Origin of the sequence: Chryseobacterium pennae (assembly GCF_003385515.1) — a bacterium.
In the GTDB taxonomy this organism is placed as follows: domain Bacteria; phylum Bacteroidota; class Bacteroidia; order Flavobacteriales; family Weeksellaceae; genus Chryseobacterium; species Chryseobacterium pennae.
In genome coordinates this window covers 23,188-44,169 of the sequence record NZ_QNVT01000036.1, presented here as the reverse complement: position 1 = coordinate 44,169, position 20,982 = coordinate 23,188, and the positions used below count along the sequence as shown (strand labels likewise).

Sequence of the window (20,982 nt, the reverse complement as noted above, 5' to 3'; positions counted from 1 at the left end):
TTTACGAAAATATTTATATGTTAAATTAATTACTGCCCTTGTTTGGCATCGTTAATCATTTTTTCATTTGCAGTAATAGCGAATTCAACTCTTCTGTTTTTAGCTCTTCCTTCGTCTGTGTCATTGCTGGCAACCGGCATATTTTTACCTTCACCTTTTGTGAACATTCTGCTTCCTGCTAATCCTTTTCCTACTAAATAAGCTTTTACAGCATCTGCTCTTCTTTGAGAAAGTCCTACGTTGTACGCATCTTTACCTACGCTGTCTGTGTGACCATAGATATTGATATTAGTATCCGGATTATCAACCAATACTTTAGCTAATTTATCTAAGTTATTTTGTGCAACAGAAGTAAGATTTGAAGAATCGAAAGCAAAGTTTACGATACTTTCATTCATCGTTACTTTGATACCGTCTCCTACTCTTTCTACCTGAGCACCTGGTAAAGTTTCTTTAATATCTTTTGCCTGCTTATCCATTTTGTTACCGATAACGTTACCTGCAACACCACCGATAATACCACCTAGTACAGCACCAATAGCACCATTTCCACCTCTTCCTACATTGTTTCCAAGGATACCTCCTAATACAGCTCCTGAAGCAACTCCTACAGCTGTACCTCTTTGTTGGTTATTTGAATTCTGAACGGCTTCACAACTTGTCAGTAATAATGCTGATGACAAGAAAAGAGCTCCTACGTATGTTTTAGTAAATTTCATTTTTTTTATCTTTTATGTTATTCAATTATTTCATTCCGGTTCTTTCGAAGTTGTAAACAACTTTTACACTTCCACCTTCAAACGGAACGTCTTGCTGAAGAGAAAACTGATCTGTACTTTGGTTGATTACCGATAAAGTATATCCTGCAATATTCTGTTTTGCTTTTGTACCTGCAAGAACTTTTTTAAACATAAATGTATCACCATTCTTGATTTCAAACTTGATAGGCTGTGTAATGGCCGGACAGCTTCCTCCTCCGTTCAGAGTGTAAGCACCTGTCCAGTTATTAGGGATCAATCTCCAGTGGCTTCCTACGAAACACTGTGCATCTGCCCCTTCGTCAAAAGGCTTAATTTTATACCCTTTATCGTAGTCTATGCTCACAATCTGCCAGTCTCCTTTTAATTTAAGAAACTCAGCCTTTTGATTCTGAGATGTAGCTGCGTTATTCACAGAGGAACAAGACACTGCAAAAAGTGATGTTCCTAACATCCCTGCAAGTAGTAACTTTTTCATTTTGTTGTTTATTATTTTGTTACAATAAAGTTACAAAAAACCGTGCCAAAATTGTATTTAAAAAATAAAAAAGTCCGAAAAATTTCGGACTTTTTTATTAGCTATTTAAAAATGAATATTTTAACATTTTTTTTAAAGAAAACAAAACTGCACTGTATGGCGGTTTATTCCTGATATTTCCAAGTGCTTCATTTATAAAATGGATATCATAATCATTTATAAATAATTATTTTTTAACAGCTTTAGTTGCTTTTTTAACAACAGGAGTTTTACTTCCGTTATAGAAGTTATTATAAGCATATTCAGCTGCTTTTTTCACGTCTATAACTCCTCCTGCTGCAGAGAAATCTGTAAAACCGTTCGCTGAGCTCAGATTGCTTGATTTTTTCAATGATTCAATGATCTGATCAGGTTTAAGATTCGGCATATACGCTAACAGAACTGCTGCAGCTCCTGATACTACCGGAGATGCCATAGATGTTCCATCTAAATATTCGTATTTACTTCCTTTAACGGTTGAGTAGATTCTTTCTCCGGGAGCAAAAACATCCACCATTTTCTTATTGAAATTGGAGAAATTAGCTCTAAGGGCATTATTATCATTGGTACTCGCTCCTACTACGACCACGTTATTCACAAATGGTTTTTCATCATTAACATTCTTGTAGTTGGTAGGATACGCCAGATGTTCTGCTACGTCTTCATTTTCGTTACCTGCTGCTTTTACTAAAAGAACGCCTTTATCTTCAGCATATTTGAAAGCATCCCAAACTACATTTTTACCTGGGGAAACAGGTTTACCAAAACTCATGTTCAGGATTTTAGCACCATTATCTACAGCATATCTGATTGCATTGGCAACGTCTTTATCTCTTTCATCTCCATTAGGTACAGCTCTTACCGTCATAATTTTAGCAACTCTTGAAGCAATACCGTGCTGTATTTCCTTCCCTTGTGGAAGCCCTGCAATGATTCCGGATACGTGGGTTCCATGTTCTGCATCAGGCCCTTCGTAATGGTTGTTTCCATAGTTTTTTTCAGAATAGTCATCATAGTTATCTCCTACAATTTCTTTTCTTGGGTCATATGAAAGATCATATTGTTTTGCTGCTGGTGCAAAATGATCGATAGCCTCTTTCATATCCTTTTTCATTCTGGTCTCAAATTCTGCAGAGGACTTTCCTTTAAAATCCGGACTTTGAGAGATATTACCCAAGACCTCCAGAGCGATTGCTTCCTTTTGATCTGTAGGTTTCTTAATGGCTGAAATAGTTTCTGTTGTCACTGGCTTTCCTGCCAATAGCTTTACCATATTAGGAATCAGCTCATTTATCATGGAATATGTTCTGAAATTCTGCTGAGCTTCAACACTTTTCTTTGTGAAAAGGTCTTTAGCTTTCATATACATTTCAAAGTCTTCCGGCATTTTAGCCTGATTAGCTTTATTCTTTGCAGAATCATCACCTTCAAAAACGGGTTTATATTTGGCAACAACTCTTGTTACTTCCATATTATCGATATCAACATCCCCATTCTTTCCTCCAATGAAATTCCATCCGTGAATATCATCGATATATCCGTTTCCATCATCATCTTTACCGTTTCCAGGGATTTCATTAGGGTTGGTCCACATGTTTTTCACCAATCCCGGGTGATCTACCTGTACTCCACTGTCTAAAACTCCAACGATTACTGTTTTAGGCTTTAAACCTTTTGATTCCAGATATTTATATGCATTTTCTGTATTCACTCCATAAGTTTTTGAAGTTGCAAAATCCTTATGATACCACATCATCAGGTTTTTATCTTCATTCGGGTCAATACTTTTAGCTTTTGACTCCTGTGCAAAGGAGAATCCAAAACCGGTCAAAAAAACTGCAGCTAATAATACCTTTTTCATATATTGATATTTGTTTTAAAGTCATATACAGTCGTCATGTGTTTTATTTTCAATAAAAATCCGACAGTGACGATCGCATATTAATATTTTATATTTTTTATGTAAACAAGCGATTCAGGGCCTTTGTTACAGATAAGATCCAGAACCGATAAATCTTCTAAAAATCCTAATTTGTCTGAGAAGGTCTGATAATAGCTTTCCATTTCAAATTCTGAAGGAAGTTTTGCAGAAAACTTTTCTCTGAAACTGATTCCTTCTGGATTTTTGATATATTCTTCATTCAAAGAGTGTGCCTTTTCTGTTTTCAATATCTGTTGGATAACTTCTAACCCTTTAAGGTTAAAGTCCAAAAGAAACTTTTCTTTAAGATCAAAAATTTTCCTGAACTTATCTTCATAGTATTCGAAGTAAGGAGAGCTCTGATAAGCGGTTTTGATTGACTTCCAGTGGAGACCTCTCCAATCTTCTCTGTAAGAAAGTTCTATATCTTTCATCTCTCTTTTCCCGTTATGATTGATAGGAATGATCAGAGATAATTTCCCATTCGCTCCATAAATATTAGCTCTATTTCTATAGGTCTGCTTCGGAAAGTTTTCGAACTGTTCAAAAACAACTTCATTTTCAGGATCTAAAAACACTGAAAACCATGAAACCGGTGGCATATAAAATACCGGTAATAAAACATTCTTCATATTCATAATACAAAAATGAAGTATTTTTTCAAATACTTCATTCTATTTTAAGTTTAATTTTATTTATAACTCGTCTTCTGTCTTATTCTTTTTGAATAATTTCACAAAATATTCCCAACCGAAGAATAATATTAAAATCATTGCAGCAATCCACCAGTATGAAGTTTTATTAGCTTCTCCTGTATTGGTTGCTTTAAACATTCTGTCCCAACGGATCTTGAATGGCGCCTGATAGCTGGAGCTGCTGTCAGCAAAAGCTCCCTGAACACTCATCCATGTAAACATCGGCTTTCCGACAATATTTTCTTCCGGAACGAAGCCAAAGAATCTTGCATCTAATGAAGCATCTCTGTTATCCCCCACCATCATATAATAATCTTGTTGAATAGTATATTGATTAGCTTCTTTACCATTGATAAAGATCTTTCCGTTCTTCTTTTCTAAGCTGTTATGCTCATATTCAGAAATAATCCACTGGAACATTGGAAGGGTTTCATTGTTGATTGCTACCACATCTCCTTTCTTAGGAATTCTTACCGGTCCGTACCAGTCTTGATTCCAAGGTTTGTTAACCGGGAAAATAGACTGTGTAGTATCGATTTTTGTTCTGGCTTCATCTCTGTAAGCTATTGCTGCTTCTCCTTTTACGGAAACATCTTCCGTTATATCAGTTACGTGAGGAAGTCCTTTAATATCTTTAGCCGTTTTATCTGTAAGACCCTGAAAAGCATAAATAAATCCTCCGTTATTCTGCTGCTGTTCTACTACCGGTAAAAACCCGTAAGCTTTATATAGTGTAGGAATATCTAACTGGCTATCAGTAGTCACAATATATCTGTGCTGTACTTCCTGATCTCCCAAAACAGTTTCCGGCTTTCCGTTTACAAAAAGTCTTCCGGCTCTCATTTCAAAAGTATCTCCGGCTGTAGCCACACATCTTTTTACATAAGGGTCTTTTCTGTCGATTGCTGTATGAACAGAATCCTGAGGATAGTTGAAAACAACTACATCATTTTTCTGAGGTTTACTGAACTGTAATATTCTTGTATAAGGTAATTTTACTCCGTCTACATAGGATTTCGGATCATCTTTTGGGTTTCCTTTCTGTCCGGTATCCATGATCGTTCCCTGAAGGAAAGGTATTGCTACAGGACGCATCGGAAGTCTGTATCCGTAGCTCCATTTGTTTACGAAAAGGAAGTCTCCTACCAATAGTGTTCTCTCCATGGAACCTGTAGGAATCCCGAACGGCTGCGTTACAAAAACGTGAATAATAGTTGCAAATACTACTGCAAACGTAATAGAACCCAAAAATGTATCTTTCTTTTTTGCTTCTTTTTCTTCATCGGTAAGAAACAGCTCATTGGCATTTTCATCTTCTAATTCTACTTCTTTGGAATAGTTGATTGTTGCCATATAAATGAACGGAAGGATTACAGTAAGAATCTGATCCTTGAAAAGGGTTTTCCCGAATTTCTTTACTAAATAAAGATGGAAAACAGACATCATGATAGGTCCTACAATCGGAAGATAGGAAAGGATTGCCCACCATTTCGGATGTTTTGTTTCTTTCAGGATAATGAAATAGTTATAAAAAGGTATAAATGCAAATAAAGGGCTATAGCCCATTTTCTTGAACAACTTCCAAGTTGAAATCCCCATCAATACAGATAAAATGAGGACATACACTGTATAAGTTAAAAAATAATTCATAATTTTTTTGTGCCTGTTCTAAATATATAAATGATAAATGATGAGTAATAAACGATTACAGCACGCTGCTATTTACTATTCATCATTTTCATATTGGTCTGCAATTTACAGAATTTGTTACAATTAAAGCCCTAAAACGTCCTTCATTCCGAAGTTTCCTTTTTTATCTTTGATCCATTCGGCAGCGACTACTGCTCCTAATGCAAATCCATTTCGGTTGAATGCAGTATGTTTGATCTCAATTTCATCCACTTCACTTCTGTAGTAAACGCTGTGAGTTCCCGGAACTTCATCTTCACGAACGGCGAAAATTCCAAGCTGTTTACCTTCTGTTTCTTCCAGTTTCCAAGCTTCAAATTTCGGATTATTATGAATGATTCCTTCTGCAATAGAGATTGCAGTTCCGCTTGGGGCATCTTTTTTATGGATGTGGTGAATTTCTTCCAGCTGACAAGAATATTCATTTACATTCTTCATCAGATCAGCTAATTTTTCATTTAGAGCAAAGAATAAATTAACGCCTAAACTAAAATTAGAACCATATAAAAAGGCTGTATTGTTGTCTACAGCAAGTTTTTCTATTTCATCTTTTTTCTCCAGCCAGCCTGTTGTTCCACAGATTACAGGGATCTTATTTTCAAGACAAGCTTTGATGTTATCATAGGCAACTTCCGGTAAAGAAAATTCAATAACAACATCCGGATTGTTCAGATTTTCAGCAGTTGGGGTTTCCTTCAGTCGGGCAACCACTTCATGACCTCTTTTCTGTGCGATCTCATCAATGATTTTACCCATTTTACCATAACCAACTAATGCTATTTTCATGTAATCTTTTTTATTTTATTGTTACATTCAACCTTTCGGCTTTTGTATGTATTGTCTATTAAAATCTATAACTTAGAGCGAATCCTGTTTTAGGTGTATCAAAACCATATTGATCCTGGATCATTGAAGGCTTAAAGGTTAAATCAGGATCATGGCGGCTCTCATAAAGATGGGCATCCACTACTGCATCTACAATATTTAAAATATAGATCAATCCTGTAATGGCAATCGCATAATCTCTTTGTCTTTTTGCCCTGTCCTGAGCATTCCCTAAGGCTTTCTTGTCTAACCACGGGCGGGCATCCACAAATTCATTAGGTGTCCCGTTTAATTTGGCTACATAATATTCGCGGTATTTTCTGTATTGATTATCATTCCATACAGCAATACCTACTCCCGCTCCAACAGCTCCCCAAACAATTGGAATTTTCCAGTATTTTTTATTATAAAACTGGCCTAATCCCGGCAATACTGCAGAATACAGTCCTGCTTTGGTTGGATTAAGCTTTATTGTTTTTCTGGTAGGCCCATTGGCTTTTTCAAGATCTTCAATGATCTTGGCTTCTGTTTTGGTAGCAGGTTTCGTCAAACGAAATTCCTCTTTCGGAGGTGTCTGTACCCGAACAGTATCAATAGGCGCAACTTGTGAGTAAGCTAATACAGCAATACACAAGAAAAATGTGAAAAATATTTTCTTCATTTATTTAATATGGGATAAAATATATTCCAGCTCTTCTTCATTTTTGAAGTCCAGAACAATCTTACCTTTTTTACCATTTCCAGAAGCCTTGATCTCCACTTTTACATCCAGGATGTCAGCGATGGTCTTCTGGGCTCTTTTATAGTTATTGGATAACTCGGCATTTACTTTTTTAGCAGCCTGAGATTTTGGATTTTTCAATGCAGCGGCAGCCTGTTCAGCCTGACGCACATTCAATTTTTCTTTAATGATCAGATCAAACAAAACCTGCTGATCTTCTTCACTTTCCAGACTGATGATCGCTCTGCCGTGTCCAGCGGAAATCTCACCACTTCTGATAGCATTCTGGATATCCGGATTCAACCTTAACAATCTGATTGAATTGGTAATAGTACTTCTATCTTTCCCTATTCTCTGGCTCAGGTTTTCCTGAGTCAGACCGATCTCCTCCAAAAGCCTGTGATAAGTAAGGGCAATTTCGATGGCATCAAGATCTTCTCTCTGGATATTTTCTACAAGAGCCATCTCAAGAAGCTCCTGATCGTTTACCAAACGAATATACGCAGGAACAGTCGCTAAACCTGCAATTTTACTTGCTCTGTAACGTCTTTCCCCTGATATGATCTCGAATTTCTCACCGTCTTTTCTTAACGTAATCGGCTGGATTATCCCTAAGTTTTTAATAGACTGTGCTAATTCTTCTAATGCTTTTTCATCAAAATAAGTTCTCGGCTGCGTCGGGTTCGGATATATATCTTCAAGCGCAACTTCTACAATATTTCCCACAAACTTATCTGCTCCCTCATCTGTAGCGGAATTGACAGTTGCTTTGGATTCTGCACTTAAAATGGCGCCCAAGCCGCGTCCCATAGCTCTTTTTTTGTCCTTCATAGATATAATTGATAAATGATGTTTGCTAAGTGATGATTACCTCTCACCTATTGGCCATTTATTATTAAATTTAATTCTTTATTAAGTTTTCGTTCTTTAAAAGAACTTCTTCAGCTAACTGAATATACTGAACAGCCCCTTTACTTTCTGCATCATAGTTCAGGATACTTTCTCCAAAACTCGGTGCTTCGCTCAATCTTACATTTCTGCTGATGATGGTTTCAAAAACCATTTCCGGAAAGTGAAGATTGACTTCTTCCACTACCTGATTAGACAGTCTTAATCGGCTGTCATACATCGTTAAAAGAAGACCTTCTATTCCAAGATCTTTGTTATGGATCTTCTGAACATTTTTAACGGTATTCAAAAGTTTTCCAAGTCCTTCTAATGCAAAGTACTCACATTGAATGGGGATAATCACAGAATCTGCTGCGGTAAGAGCGTTTACTGTAATCAGACCTAAACTCGGCGCACAGTCTATGATAATGTAATCATAGTCATCTCTTACACTGGCCAGAGCCTTTTTCAGCATATATTCACGATCTTCTTTGTCTACCAATTCGATCTCCGCTGCTACCAGGTCAATGTGTGATGGAATAATATCCAGATTCGGCGTTGCCGTTCTTTTGATACAGGTTCTTGTATCTGCACTATGCTCCAGTAGATTATATGTGGAATACTGAACATCTTCTACTCCCAAGCCAGATGTAGCATTGGCCTGAGGGTCAGCGTCAATGATCAATATTTTCTTTTCCAATACTCCTAATGCTGCTGCTAAGTTTACAGCGGTAGTAGTTTTTCCTACCCCACCTTTTTGATTAGCAATACCTATGATTTTTGCCATTATTAGAACTTTAAGTTTCAAAAATACACTTTTTTCTTTGCTCCCGATAGATAGAGAAAATCAAAATTGAGTTAAAATACTGTTAATAAGCAATTTAACAATAAAAAAAATTATCCACAAAAAAAAATCTTTGTGGATAACTATTAAAAATTGATTTTTGATATTAATTATCAAACTTCATGGAGATTGGAAATTTGAAGTAACTTCTTACAAATTCACCTTTTTTGTTTTTGGCAGGAATCCAGATTCCTTTGTTTGAAATTGCCTTCACTGTTCTGATTGCCTCATTATTAAAATCGGCGTTGGTTCCGTTAGCTTTTACCCCTGAAATTGTTCCATCCATTTCTACAATGAATGTAACCGTAGTTTTTATTATTTCTTCTGATTCAATTCCTGAACCGTCGAAGCTGTTCATGACTTTATTTCTGAAAGAATCTATCCCTCCTTTAAAATTTGCTTCCACTCCAAGATCGCCTGCATCTACGATTTTGCTTTTATCTACCGGCTCTGAAATTACCGGCGGTGGAGTATTGATTACCGGCCCTGATCCCACATGTGCCGTTGTTGGCATATTCGGAGCTACTACATCTCCTTTAAAATGATCTGTAAAGCCTGCCACAGCATCATCAGGAACAGCATCTTTTTTCACATTATCCTGTGCTGTACTTGATGGTGTAGGCACTGTACTGTCAAATGTTCTTTTATCGGGAGCAGTTGCTGGTTTTATAATTTCTACAGGAGGCGCTACTTCTGGAGTATCTACATTTTGAATATTAATCAGACCAACATCACAAGAAGTGTGCAAAATCTCCGGGCCTTTAAAAGCTGATATTACAACTGGTGTAATAGAGACGGCAGCCATTAAACTTACTCCTATAAAAAGTGCTTTGGTTAATATTCTATCTGATTCGTTTCTTAATACATAAGCACCGTATTGCTTATTTCGGTGCTCAAAAAGGACTTCGTTAAAACGAAACTCCTGGTTTTGGTTCTGGTGTTTCATCACTATTACTATTTAAACTGTTAAAAAAATGTGATTATTAGTTTGATTAGTTCTTATCGATAAGCAATGTTTCAATATCAAAATATTTGCCAGAATTTTACCAAAACAACATAATATTATAAAATTTTATGAAAATGTTTAAAATTTAACATTTCAAATAGTAAAAATATACGCTTAAAATCGTTCAAAGTATTGGATTATGTAAAAATCATCAGCAACATTATCAATGGTATTAATAGCCCCAGTGCATTGATAATAATGAGAATGACCGAACTGATCTTTGCTTCCTTATAACTTTTAGCAGCAAAATATATAGCAGCAACACTAAACAGTAAACTGCAAACAACAAATAACATCAGCAAAAAATTACTGCGGATATTTATTGGAAATCCTAAATAAACACTTAGTAAAACAGCATATGCAATGGTAAAGTATAAGCTAATTACAATATTGTTCATGGCAGATTGAGGCAATTTATTGTTTTCCATCCGATTATATATAAGATTAAATATAAGAGTTTTTAATAACTTCAATATTTCGAAAATACATAATCATCCATGTCAAGGTTTAAAACCCTGACATAGATAGCAAACAAAAAAAGAGACCATCAAATCTGACAGTCTCTTTTTATATATGTTCTAAGAATATTAGAATAATTCTTTTCTGATGATGTTCTGACTTCTTTCAGGACCTACAGAAACTAAGTATACATTAATTCCTAAATATTTTTCGATAAACTCGATGTATTTCTGAGCGTTATCAGGAAGTTCATCATAGCTTCTAGCTTTTGTGATATCTTCCGCCCAACCTGGTAAATCCTGGTAGATTGGCTCATAGTTGTATAGCTTCTCTGTTGACGAAGTAAAGTAATCGATAATTTTCCCGTCTTCAGTTTTGTAATGCGTAACGATTTTAAGGTTTTCAATTCCTGTAAGAACGTCAAGTTTAGTAATCACAAGGTTATTGATCCCGTTGATCATACAAGCATGCTTTAAAGAAACAAGGTCTAACCAACCTGTTCTTCTTGGTCTCCCTGTAGTAGCTCCGAATTCACCACCGATCTGTCTGATCTTTTCTCCTAATTCATTGTCTAATTCAGATGGGAAAGGTCCGTTTCCTACTCTTGTACAGTATGCTTTTGCTACACCGATCAGGTTTTGAAGTGATGTTGGTGGAACTCCTGCTCCTGAACAAACCCCTCCTGTAGATGGAGAAGATGAAGTTACATACGGATATGTACCGAAGTCGATATCAAGCATTAATGCCTGTGCTCCTTCAAATAAAACATTTTTACCGTCTCTGATTGCCTCGTTTAGCTCTAATTCAGTATCAACGATTCTGTCCTGAAGCTGTTTTCCGATTTCTAAATATTCGTTATAGATTTCTTCAACGTCTAATGTCGGTTTTCCGTAATATTTTTCAAAAAGAGAGTTCTTAACTTTTAAGTTTTTCTCAATTTTATCTCTTAAAATTTCAGGGTTCAATAGGTCAACCATTCTGATTCCGACTCTTGCGATTTTATCTTCATAGCAAGGTCCGATTCCTTTTTTGGTTGTTCCGATCTGAGTTCCGCCGTGTTCCTCTTCACGGTAAGTATCCAAAAGGATGTGGTAAGGCATGATAACATGCGCTCTTCTGCTTATAAAAATGTGATCTGTTCTCAAGTTTTTGCTCTCGATCTGACCAACTTCTCTAATAAAAGACTTAGGGTTTACCACTACTCCGTTCGCAATGATACATTTCCCTTTGCATTGAAGAACTCCTGAAGGAAGAAGGTGTAGAACGAATTTTTCTTCACCAACATATACCGTGTGACCAGCGTTGTCTCCCCCTTGGAAACGCACTACATAGTCAGATTTTGCTGATAAAACATCCGTGATTTTACCTTTACCTTCATCTCCATACTGAAGACCTACAACTACATAAGTTGACATATTTTACTTTTGTTTTAAGATTCGTGCAAAATTACTTTTAAAAAAAATGACAGCCAAATTATAGGGGATATTTATTTTGGGGTGGGGTGAAAATCATGAGGTTGAACATTATCTTATTTATGGTTATTTTACTTTTGCATCTTCTTAAAACCGCCTATATTTACTATCAAATATTTAAAATGAAAAATATTATTTTACTCCCTCTCACACTTATTCTAGTGATTTCTTTGAGTTTTTCCACCAAACGAACTACAGTCCGAAAGTATGAAGTAACAGGAAGAATAGTTAATAATATTTCTCTTCCTCCAAATTGTGGATATATATAGCTTATGCTACAATTATAGAATTTGAAATTATTAATTCAAATTTAAAAAACTATACAGATAAAAAAATTCCCATTATAGTTAAATGCCCAGAACTTTATGGGAATCATTTTTTTGAAAAAGATAAAATTTACTCACTAAGTCTCATTGACAAAAGCCAAACTGATTTCGGTTGGACTATTCCAAATCTAAGTATAGAAAAAAAATATATGCTGAATAAAAAATTGTGGGCAACATCAATAAAAAAAGAGGAATAGTTTCCATTAATTAAAACATTTTTTATTCCTTATCTTTGATTAGCATCTAAATAAGCTATTATGCCAGTATCTCAAAAATCAGCATACATTCCCTCCAACTCCAACAAAGCCTCCCAGCTTTACTACACTCCGTTTATTCCACAAACAGCAAAAGCCACTCTCCTCATCGTTCACGGCATGCAGGAACACAGTGGAAGATATGCTGAAATAGCAGAATATTTTGCCAATCACGGAATTGCAGTACTGACTTATGACCATCTAGGCCATGGCAAATCTGTAAAAGAGAAAAAGGATATCGGGTTCTTCCAGCTTGAAAAACCGGATGAAAGATTGATTGCTGATGCAGAAATGATGGCAGATCATCTTGCAGTACAATATCCGGATGTTCCCCATTTTATTTTGGGGCATTCCATGGGATCATTTATTACGCGTTGTCTACTTCAGAAGGCCAGTCATAAATTTGCTGGAGCAATCATCACAGGAACTGGTGGACCTTTACCGGGAATTGACCTATTAAGAGGATATTTATCTTTGGCCAATATGATCGCTCCACGACATCGTACTTTTTTAAATTCTGTTTTTACCAAGGTAAACAATAAGCATTTTAAAGATGATAAAGACTTTGGTGATACAAGCTGGCTCAGTGTTAATCCTAAGAACAGAAAAAATTTCGAACAAGATGAGTTGTGTGGAATTCCTTTTACTCACAATGCTTTTTATACTCTGTTTACGGTTTATAAAAGAGCGACCTCAAGGGATTGGGCTGCTGCTATTTCTCCGTCATTTCCTTTTCTGTTTGTAAGCGGGCAGAATGATCCGATTGGTGATTTCAGCAAGGGAGTGATAGTTACTGTTAACAATTTAAAAGCTGATGGCTTTCAGGATGTAAATGTGAAGGTCTATCCAGAAATGCGTCATGAGATTTTAAATGAGGAAATATGGGAGCAGGTACTGAACGGGATTTATGATTGGATCTTGAAACATTGTAAATAGACTCTCGCTGGTTTTGCAGATTTTTTCTTAGTTACAAAAGCTATTTACATTTATTCTAACCAAGTTTTACCCTCCATTGCTTTCAATAATCCATTCAAAAAGTTTAATATTCATGATATTCCTACAGATTATACAGATTTCGCTGATGTCTATGGATATATTTGCAAGATCTGGGAGAACTTGTATGTGCTGAGATTGCTGCGCTGCGCCCGAAATGGTCACCATATTCAATAATTTTATATTTTTGAATCTCATGCTTTAAATAATGAACAGAATTGACCGACTGATTTCCGTGCTTACCACCCTGCAATCTAAAAAGTTTGTAACCGCTGATTATATTGCTGACAAATATGAAATCAGCATCAGAACGGTTTACAGGGATATTAAAGCTTTGGGTGAAATTGGAGTTCCTATTGATTATGAACCGCAGAAAGGCTATACCGTTTTGCAGGGCTTCTTTCTTCCTCCTGTTCTTCTGACCAGTGATGAAGCCAATGCTTTAATTATAATTTCCAAACTTTCTGAGCGTTATACAGACAAAACGATACAGAAAAATGTTGGCAATGCAATAGACAAGATAAAATCGGTCTTACGATATAGCGAGAAGGAAAAAGCTGATCAGTTACAGGAAAAGATCGGCATTTATGTTTCTCGTGATACCGACCATAGCAAGGATTATCTTACCATCATACAGAATGCTATTGTTGATAAGCAGATTTTAAAAATAAGCTATCTCAACAATTCAAACGAAACCAGTGAAAGGGAAATTGAACCTATCGGTATGAGCTTTTACACCAACCAATGGCATCTGATTGCATGGTGCTGGAAAAGAAAGGAATACCGGGATTTTAAGGTTTTGCAGATTCAGGACTTGAAGAATGCGGATCAGCCATTCAAAAAAGAGATGCATTTTACCCTTGAGGAGTATATTAATTCTTTGACGTAGTTTATAGGATGGGAGCAGGAAGAGGGATGCTGGAAGTTTCTCCCAGGTGAATAACTTCTGAAAGCCTTTGTAATTATTCTTAAAAATAAACTGAATAAATAGCTATATACATCTACTCCCAGCCTCCGGCTTCCACAACTTCCATCTCCCAGCACCCAACTACCTTTCAAATAAAAAAACAGACTGACATAGGGTTGACAGTTGCCTTATTTACCTTTGTCCAACATATAATACAACATGGATAAAGTATACAAAAATTGCCAGAGCTGTGGGATGCCTCTGAAAAAATCACCCAACGGAGGCGGAACCAATACTGACGGTTCTATCAGCACAAAATATTGTGATTATTGCTATGAAAAAGGACAGTTCAAACAATCAAATATCACAGCACCGGAAATGCAGGAATTTGTAAAAAATAAAATGAAGGATATAGGGTTTCCCGGTTTTCTGGCCAGTTTATTTTCAAAAGGAATTCCTAAATTAGAACGCTGGAAAAATTAAAAATCAACACCATGACTATAGAAGAACTTTTTAAAGACAAGACTTCCAAAGCAAAGGAAAAAACAGAAATCATCAGCAAATGGATTATTGATACTTCTCTGCCAACAGATGAACTGATTGCTTTTGCTGAGAAAGCAAAAGACCCGGTAAAAGGGACCTGCATAGAAGCTATGGAATATGCTACCAAGCAAAACCCTAACCTGGCAGACGAAACCGTATTCACTTTTATCACCAATACCCTTACTGAAAAAGCTCCCAGAATAAAATGGGAAAGCGCTAAAGTGATTGGTAACACCGCTCAGTTATTCCCCGAGAATCTGGACATGGCCATCACCAATCTGACAGCAAACACTGAGCATGAAGGAACAGTTGTCCGTTGGAGCGCTGCTTTTGCATTGGGAGAAATACTGAAACTGAAAACTCCACACAATAAGACTCTTCTTCCTGCACTTGAGAATATTAGTGAAAAAGAGGAAAAGAACAGCATCAAGAAAATTTATCTGGATGCGATTAAGAAAACCAAAAAATAAAATGCTATAAAAAAACATGAATGAGTTTATAAAAACAGCCGAAGAATATGTCCTGAATAATGCAGGGGATCATGTTGAAGTTAGTTACACAGAAGATTATGATGACATCTTTGTCTTCGGTTATCAAGCAAAAGATAAAAAAATAATGTTAATAGGTCAAGGGCCAATACTTCTTGTAAAAAAGGATGGAAGAATATTTGAATATGGAAGTGCTACAGGAGTAAAACAAGCTCTTATTGAGGTAGTCACCAAATTAAATAAGGAAAGGTTAATAAAAATTTTCTATAAAGAATATAATATCCAAAACAACAATTACCATTTAATAATCAATGATATATACAGAGATGATGATGGTGAAGATCTTAATAACCTGATCACCGTTTTATTAAGAAACAGAATTGAATATTCTACTCTGGATGAAAACAATAAAACACATTTTCATTATTACACTAAAGAACAATTGGAAGAAATTTTAAAACAGACTCCTATCAACTTAGGTAAATATTTTTCTCATGATTTGGCTGATGTTCTTATTGATCTTATTAACACAGATATCTATTTCAACTGGACATTGTCAGAAGCTAAATAATTTTGTCGTCCCGCAGAAATCTTTTACACATAAAGATTTCTGCAGAATGACAAATAATATATAAATATTTTATGAGCCCAATAAAATCTCACGGCTCACTCCAATCTCTTCAAGAAACACTTCATCATGCGAGATCACCAGCAGCGTCCCGCGATAATCTTTAATAGAGTTGGTCAGAATTTCTACATTCTGCAAATCCAGATTATTGGTAGGTTCATCAAGAATCATCATATCCGGAGCTTTATTACTGATGGAAAGCCCGCAAAGAAGCAGTCTCAGCCGTTCTCCTCCACTTAAAACACCGCATTTTTTATCCCAGGTTTCTTTACTGAATAAAAACCGTGACAATAAGGTCTTCACTTCCGATTCCTGCAAAGCGCTGTCATTGAATGTTTGTACAAAATCATATAATGTGAGCTCATTATCAATCAATGAATATTCCTGATCGATATAAATACTGTTGAACTCAGTAATACTGATATTTCCGATGGAAGGTTTTATACTTCCCAAAAGAAGCTTTATCAAAGTAGTTTTTCCTGAACCATTGGAGCCTTTAATTGAAATTCTGTCTCCACTTCGTACTTCAAGATCAAGATTCTCTTTCCAGAGCTTTTCTTCACTATAACTAAAATTAATATGCTCTGCTGTAATTAAAATCTTCCCGGAATGTAAACCGGAATCATTGAAATTGACTTTCATCTGATCAGTATTCTTTACAGAGGAACGTAAATCTCTCAGATCTCCTGAGATACCACTGATCTTTTCTGTATGTACACTTTTCAGTTTTGAGGTATTTTTTTCTGCATTGTTCCGAAGTGTATTCATCATAATTCTGGCCACGCCGGATTTTTCCTGTTTCTGTTTTCCTCTGGCATCAAGCTTTTGTTTTCGTTCCAGAGTTTCCCGTTCTTTTTCTTTTGCTTTTTTCAATGCCCGTTCTTTGGCATGAATATCATTTTGTAAAGCTTCATCCTCCACTTCCTTCTGCTCTGTGTAGAAATCATAATTTCCGCCATAGGTAGCAATTCCCTGATTACTTAGTTCAAAAATTGTATCGACAAGGTTCAGCAATGTCCGGTCATGGCTTACAATAACAACGGTAGCACTTACTTTTTCAATCAGGTCATACAGGAGTTTTCTTCCTTCCAGATCCAGATGATTGGTAGGTTCATCCAAAATAATAATCTCAGGCTGATTGATCTGAATTCCGGCAAGAAAAACCTTGGTCTTCTGTCCGCCACTCAATCCCTCTAGTTTTTGGTTTAAGTCAAAATCCTGAAGATTCCAATATTGTAGTGCATTCTGACAGCGTTCTTCAATATCCCAGTCGTCATTCAGTAGTTCAAAATAATGTTCATCCACTTCCCCACTTGTTATTTTTTCAAGGGCAAAAAGCTTTTGATCTATATTCAGACACTCTGCGATCGTTAAATGATTAAAATTTCCGAACATTTGGGGAACATAGAAAATTTCACCCTGAATGTTTACACTTCCCTCTAATGGCTGTATTTCATTTGCTATAATTTTCAGCAGGGTAGATTTTCCCATGCCGTTGCTTCCTACCAAAGCTGATTTGGTATGAGATGGTACTGTTAAATTGATATGATTAAAAAGGAGATCTCCTCCCGGAAACCCAAAGGATATATTTTGCAGTAAAATCATGATTTCTTTCTTAATAAAGGTTAAACACCGGTAACTCATGGGCTACCGCTTCATTGAATCTGAAAGAAATTATATCCTACATGTCTGTATTTATGGGTTCGAAAGAACAAATATAGTATAAAACGGTGATTAAACACAAAAAGATTTTAATGAAAAATCTAAAATCCGTAACTTTGCCAACTACTAAAATTTTTTATGGAAAGTATTAAAGTTCACGACAAAACTTTCGTTCCTTATTTAAAGGATGCCGAAATTCAGGAAATTGTAAAAGAGACAGCATTAAGAATTTATGAAGATTACAAAGACGAAGTTCCTGTTTTCATTGGTGTTTTGAATGGGGTTATCATGTTCTTCTCAGATCTTTTAAAATATTATCCTGGGGAATGCGAAATCGCTTTCCTTCAAATGAGTTCTTACGTAGGAACTGAGTCTACAGGGATTGTTTATCAAAAAATGGAGCTGACAAAAGATGTAAAAGACCGTCACATTATTCTTGTAGAAGATATCGTTGATACAGGAAATACGGTTGAAAGTCTGTTCAAATATTTTCAGGAAACACAACGTCCTAAATCTGTAAAGCTGGCTAGTTTCTTACTGAAGCCTGAGATTTACAAGAAGGACTTCAAACTGGACTATATTGGAAGAGAGATTCCAAATAAATTTGTTCTTGGTTATGGATTGGATTACGATGAATTGGGAAGAAACCTACCTAATTTGTACCAATTAGAAGACGGACAAATTAATCATTAAATGCCTATAGCTATCAGCTACTGGCTTTTAGCTTTAAATATTAAATCGAAATAAAGTAAAATATTAACTAAATAAAGCTAAAAGCAAGAAGCACTTGCCAATTGCCGGAAGCGAAACAACATTATGATAAACATTGTTCTGTTCGGCCCTCCAGGAAGTGGAAAAGGAACACAAGCTCAGAATCTAATCGAAAAATTCAACTTAAAACAGGTTTCAACAGGTGATCTTTTCAGATACAACATGAAAAATGACACCGAACTAGGAAAACTGGCTAAGTCTTACATCGATAAGGGAGAATTGGTTCCGGATCAGGTAACAACAGATATGCTGATTGATGAGATCAGAAAACCTACCGACACTAATGGTTTTATCTTTGATGGATATCCAAGAACTACTGCTCAGACAGAAGCGTTGGAAAAAATCGTTAAAGAAGAACTTAATGATGATATTGACATTTGTCTTTCATTAATCGTAGAGGATAAAATTTTGGTGGAAAGACTTCTGAAAAGAGGGGAAACCAGCGGAAGATCAGACGACAGCAATGTAGAGATCATTGAAAACAGAATTAAAGAATATTATACTAAAACAGCAGAAGTAGCCGAACTTTACAAGCAACAAGGTAAATATGTTGAAGTAAACGGTGTAGGTGAAATTAACGAAATTTCCCAGAAACTTTTCGCTGAGGTAGAGAAAATTAAATAATCGAGATTCGGGATACGGGATACGTATTTTTCGTCCCGTAGCTCGCAACTCGTAACAAATACTATATGTCTAACTTTGTAGATTACGTAAAAATCCATTGTAAAAGCGGACACGGAGGTGCTGGTTCTGCCCACCTTCGCCGTGAAAAGTATATTCCTAAAGGTGGTCCCGATGGTGGCGATGGAGGTCGCGGTGGACACGTCATTATGAGAGGAAATGCTCAGGAATGGACTTTACTTCCGCTTCGATACACCCGCCACATAAAAGCTGAGCGTGGTGAAAACGGAGCCAAAAACCAGCTTACCGGTGCTGATGGTTCTGATATTTATATTGATGTTCCTATTGGAACAATCGCTAAAAATGAAGAAGGAGAAATTATCGGCGAGATCCTTGAAGACAAGCAGGAAATCATTTTGATGGAAGGAGGAAAAGGAGGAAAAGGAAACGAATTCTTCAAATCTTCTACCAATCAAACTCCAAGATATGCTCAACCAGGAATGGATAGCCAGGAAGGCTATGTAGTCTTTGAGCTTAAAATTTTGGCCGATGTAGGATTGGTTGGATTCCCGAATGCCGGAAAATCTACACTTCTAGCTTCTGTTTCTGCAGCAAAGCCTAAAATTGCTAACTATGCCTTTACAACCCTGACTCCAAACCTTGGAATTGTGGATTACAGAAATTACAAATCATTTGTAATGGCCGATATTCCAGGAATTATTGAAGGAGCAGCAGAAGGAAAAGGATTAGGACACAGATTCCTGAGACATATTGAAAGAAACTCTATCCTGTTGTTTTTAATTCCTGCAGATTCTGAAGATCACTTCCAGGAATTTAAGGTACTGGAAAATGAATTAAAAGAATATAATCCTGAGCTTTTAGATAAAGACTTCATTATTTCTGTTTCAAAATCCGATCTTTTGGATGATGAACTTAAAAAGGAAATTGCAGCGGAGTTCCCGGAGAATAAACAACCTTTATTCTTTTCAGGAGTTACCGGAGAAGGTCTTGTAGAACTGAAGGATGCTATCTGGAAACAGCTACACGGATAATTTCAGATTGAGAATTTGATTTTAAAAAATATTAATAAAGAGGAGCAGTTTTGTTTCTCTTTATTTTTTAGCCTTTAATAATACTCTCCTATTTTTCCAATTTTATTTTCCGTATGTTTTAGATTGGAATGGTTATTGAAAGTGTCTAAAGAAATTGTAAGCTATGAAATATATACTAGGCCTTTGTGCTTTTATATTTTTATTTTCCTGTACTTCTCAGAAAGTCAATTCAAAATATTCTAAAATAGAATATCAGGCCACCCCGTGTTTTGGGTTCTGCCCTGTCTTCACCATGACCATCAATCCGGACAGAACAGCAGTTTTTGAAGCGGAACATTTTAATTTCACCGATAAACCTTCAAAAGACGAATTCTCCAAGCCCAGAGAAGGAACTTTTAAAGGAACCATTAAAGAGGCAGATTACAATAAGCTCATCAGTTTACTGGACGGTTTAGAGGTAAAAAATTTAAATGACAAATACGGAGAAAAAAACATTACAGACTTACCTACCTCTTATTTAAGAATCAATTTTGCAGATGGTACTTCAAAAAATGTGGAAGATTATGGGAAACGGGGAAGCGAAAAGCTTTCAGAAATGTATCACTTTTTTGAAAATCTTAGAAAGAACCAGCAATGGATCAAGGTGAAATAACCACTCATCTGATACAATAAATATAAATGGCTGCCTTAGATTAGGCAGCCATTCTTTATATAAAATAATCGTATTTATTTTTTAATAAACTGTTTTGTAACCGAACCTTTTTCAGTTGTAATATTGATAATCTCATTTAAGAAAAAGCCATTAACTATAATTAAATACATTCACCAATTAACAAATATGGGTATGAGCCTTATAATGAATTAATCAGGGCAGATAAAGCCTACTTCATCATTGTGAAAATCTTAATTTTTTTTAACCTACCTTTGCAAAATGTAATTCTT

Annotated in this window: 22 protein-coding genes; 9 read left to right on the top strand and 13 right to left on the bottom strand. The window is 35.9% G+C overall.

Annotation, left to right across the window (positions count from 1 at the left end):
- Window positions 1-29: 29 nt before the first annotated feature.
- The 12 genes from DRF65_RS25600 to DRF65_RS25545 all read right to left on the bottom strand — a co-directional run bounded on the left by DRF65_RS25600 (window position 30) and on the right by DRF65_RS25545 (window position 11,738).
- Window positions 30-719, bottom strand: a complete 690-nt coding sequence (locus tag DRF65_RS25600; RefSeq protein WP_115973544.1) for an OmpA family protein — start codon at window positions 717-719, stop codon at window positions 30-32.
- Window positions 720-744: 25 nt separating this feature from the next.
- A complete protein-coding gene (locus tag DRF65_RS25595) occupies window positions 745-1,236 on the bottom strand; it encodes a lipocalin family protein (RefSeq protein WP_115973543.1) in 492 nt (163 codons plus the stop codon).
- 226 nt (window positions 1,237-1,462) lie between these two features.
- On the bottom strand, window positions 1,463-3,136 hold the full coding sequence (locus DRF65_RS25590; RefSeq protein ID WP_115973542.1) for a S8 family serine peptidase: 1,674 nt from the start codon (window positions 3,134-3,136) through the stop codon (window positions 1,463-1,465).
- Between the two features lie 80 nt (window positions 3,137-3,216).
- On the bottom strand, window positions 3,217-3,834 hold the full coding sequence (locus DRF65_RS25585) for a WbqC family protein (protein WP_394337830.1): 618 nt from the start codon (window positions 3,832-3,834) through the stop codon (window positions 3,217-3,219).
- 57 nt (window positions 3,835-3,891) lie between these two features.
- Window positions 3,892-5,541: a signal peptidase I gene (gene lepB, locus DRF65_RS25580; protein WP_115973541.1), complete on the bottom strand. Its 1,650-nt coding sequence runs from the start codon at window positions 5,539-5,541 to the stop codon at window positions 3,892-3,894.
- Window positions 5,542-5,664: 123 nt separating this feature from the next.
- The gene (gene dapB, locus DRF65_RS25575; protein ID WP_115973540.1) at window positions 5,665-6,366 is read right to left on the bottom strand and encodes a 4-hydroxy-tetrahydrodipicolinate reductase; all 702 of its coding nucleotides are present in this window, start codon (window positions 6,364-6,366) and stop codon (window positions 5,665-5,667) included.
- Window positions 6,367-6,424: 58 nt separating this feature from the next.
- Complete coding sequence (locus tag DRF65_RS25570; protein ID WP_115973539.1) at window positions 6,425-7,066, bottom strand: DUF5683 domain-containing protein; 642 nt, start codon at window positions 7,064-7,066, stop codon at window positions 6,425-6,427.
- Window positions 7,067-7,957, bottom strand: coding sequence for a ParB/RepB/Spo0J family partition protein (locus DRF65_RS25565; protein ID WP_115973538.1), 891 nt, complete (start codon window positions 7,955-7,957; stop codon window positions 7,067-7,069).
- Between the two features lie 70 nt (window positions 7,958-8,027).
- On the bottom strand, window positions 8,028-8,801 hold the full coding sequence (locus DRF65_RS25560; RefSeq protein WP_115973537.1) for a ParA family protein: 774 nt from the start codon (window positions 8,799-8,801) through the stop codon (window positions 8,028-8,030).
- A 163-nt stretch (window positions 8,802-8,964) separates the two neighbouring features.
- A complete protein-coding gene (locus tag DRF65_RS25555; protein WP_115973536.1) occupies window positions 8,965-9,804 on the bottom strand; it encodes a hypothetical protein in 840 nt (279 codons plus the stop codon).
- 197 nt (window positions 9,805-10,001) lie between these two features.
- The gene (locus DRF65_RS25550) at window positions 10,002-10,292 is read right to left on the bottom strand and encodes a hypothetical protein (RefSeq protein ID WP_115973535.1); all 291 of its coding nucleotides are present in this window, start codon (window positions 10,290-10,292) and stop codon (window positions 10,002-10,004) included.
- 159 nt (window positions 10,293-10,451) lie between these two features.
- Window positions 10,452-11,738, bottom strand: coding sequence for an adenylosuccinate synthase (locus tag DRF65_RS25545; protein ID WP_115973534.1), 1,287 nt, complete (start codon window positions 11,736-11,738; stop codon window positions 10,452-10,454).
- A 640-nt stretch (window positions 11,739-12,378) separates the two neighbouring features.
- Here DRF65_RS25545 and DRF65_RS25535 point away from each other — a divergent pair.
- From DRF65_RS25535 to DRF65_RS25515, 5 genes are all read left to right on the top strand, one after another.
- Window positions 12,379-13,311, top strand: a complete 933-nt coding sequence (locus tag DRF65_RS25535; protein WP_115973532.1) for an alpha/beta fold hydrolase — start codon at window positions 12,379-12,381, stop codon at window positions 13,309-13,311.
- A gap of 265 nt (window positions 13,312-13,576) precedes the next feature.
- Window positions 13,577-14,257, top strand: a complete 681-nt coding sequence (locus DRF65_RS25530; RefSeq protein ID WP_115973531.1) for a helix-turn-helix transcriptional regulator — start codon at window positions 13,577-13,579, stop codon at window positions 14,255-14,257.
- Window positions 14,258-14,494: 237 nt separating this feature from the next.
- Entirely contained in the window at window positions 14,495-14,758 is a 264-nt protein-coding gene (locus tag DRF65_RS25525; protein ID WP_115973530.1) for a zinc ribbon domain-containing protein, read from the top strand.
- Window positions 14,759-14,769: 11 nt separating this feature from the next.
- Window positions 14,770-15,288 (top strand): HEAT repeat domain-containing protein, encoded by a 519-nt coding sequence (locus DRF65_RS25520; RefSeq protein WP_115973529.1) that lies wholly within the window; start codon window positions 14,770-14,772, stop codon window positions 15,286-15,288.
- A gap of 16 nt (window positions 15,289-15,304) precedes the next feature.
- Entirely contained in the window at window positions 15,305-15,877 is a 573-nt protein-coding gene (locus tag DRF65_RS25515; protein ID WP_115973528.1) for a hypothetical protein, read from the top strand.
- 69 nt (window positions 15,878-15,946) lie between these two features.
- Here the strand turns inward: DRF65_RS25515 and DRF65_RS25510 are convergent, their stop codons facing one another.
- Window positions 15,947-17,539 carry an ABC-F family ATP-binding cassette domain-containing protein gene (locus tag DRF65_RS25510; RefSeq protein ID WP_115973527.1) on the bottom strand — a complete coding sequence of 531 codons (1,593 nt, stop codon included), beginning with the start codon at window positions 17,537-17,539 and terminating at the stop codon, window positions 15,947-15,949.
- A gap of 195 nt (window positions 17,540-17,734) precedes the next feature.
- On the opposite strand from DRF65_RS25510, the gene DRF65_RS25505 reads away from it, so the two are divergent.
- The 4 genes from DRF65_RS25505 to DRF65_RS25490 all read left to right on the top strand — a co-directional run bounded on the left by DRF65_RS25505 (window position 17,735) and on the right by DRF65_RS25490 (window position 20,692).
- Window positions 17,735-18,289: a phosphoribosyltransferase gene (locus DRF65_RS25505; protein WP_115973526.1), complete on the top strand. Its 555-nt coding sequence runs from the start codon at window positions 17,735-17,737 to the stop codon at window positions 18,287-18,289.
- 123 nt (window positions 18,290-18,412) lie between these two features.
- The gene (locus DRF65_RS25500; RefSeq protein ID WP_115973525.1) at window positions 18,413-18,991 is read left to right on the top strand and encodes an adenylate kinase; all 579 of its coding nucleotides are present in this window, start codon (window positions 18,413-18,415) and stop codon (window positions 18,989-18,991) included.
- Window positions 18,992-19,056: 65 nt separating this feature from the next.
- Window positions 19,057-20,040 (top strand): GTPase ObgE, encoded by a 984-nt coding sequence (gene obgE, locus DRF65_RS25495; RefSeq protein ID WP_115973524.1) that lies wholly within the window; start codon window positions 19,057-19,059, stop codon window positions 20,038-20,040.
- A gap of 163 nt (window positions 20,041-20,203) precedes the next feature.
- The gene (locus DRF65_RS25490) at window positions 20,204-20,692 is read left to right on the top strand and encodes a DUF6438 domain-containing protein (protein WP_115973523.1); all 489 of its coding nucleotides are present in this window, start codon (window positions 20,204-20,206) and stop codon (window positions 20,690-20,692) included.
- The last annotated feature ends 290 nt before the right edge of the window (window positions 20,693-20,982 follow it).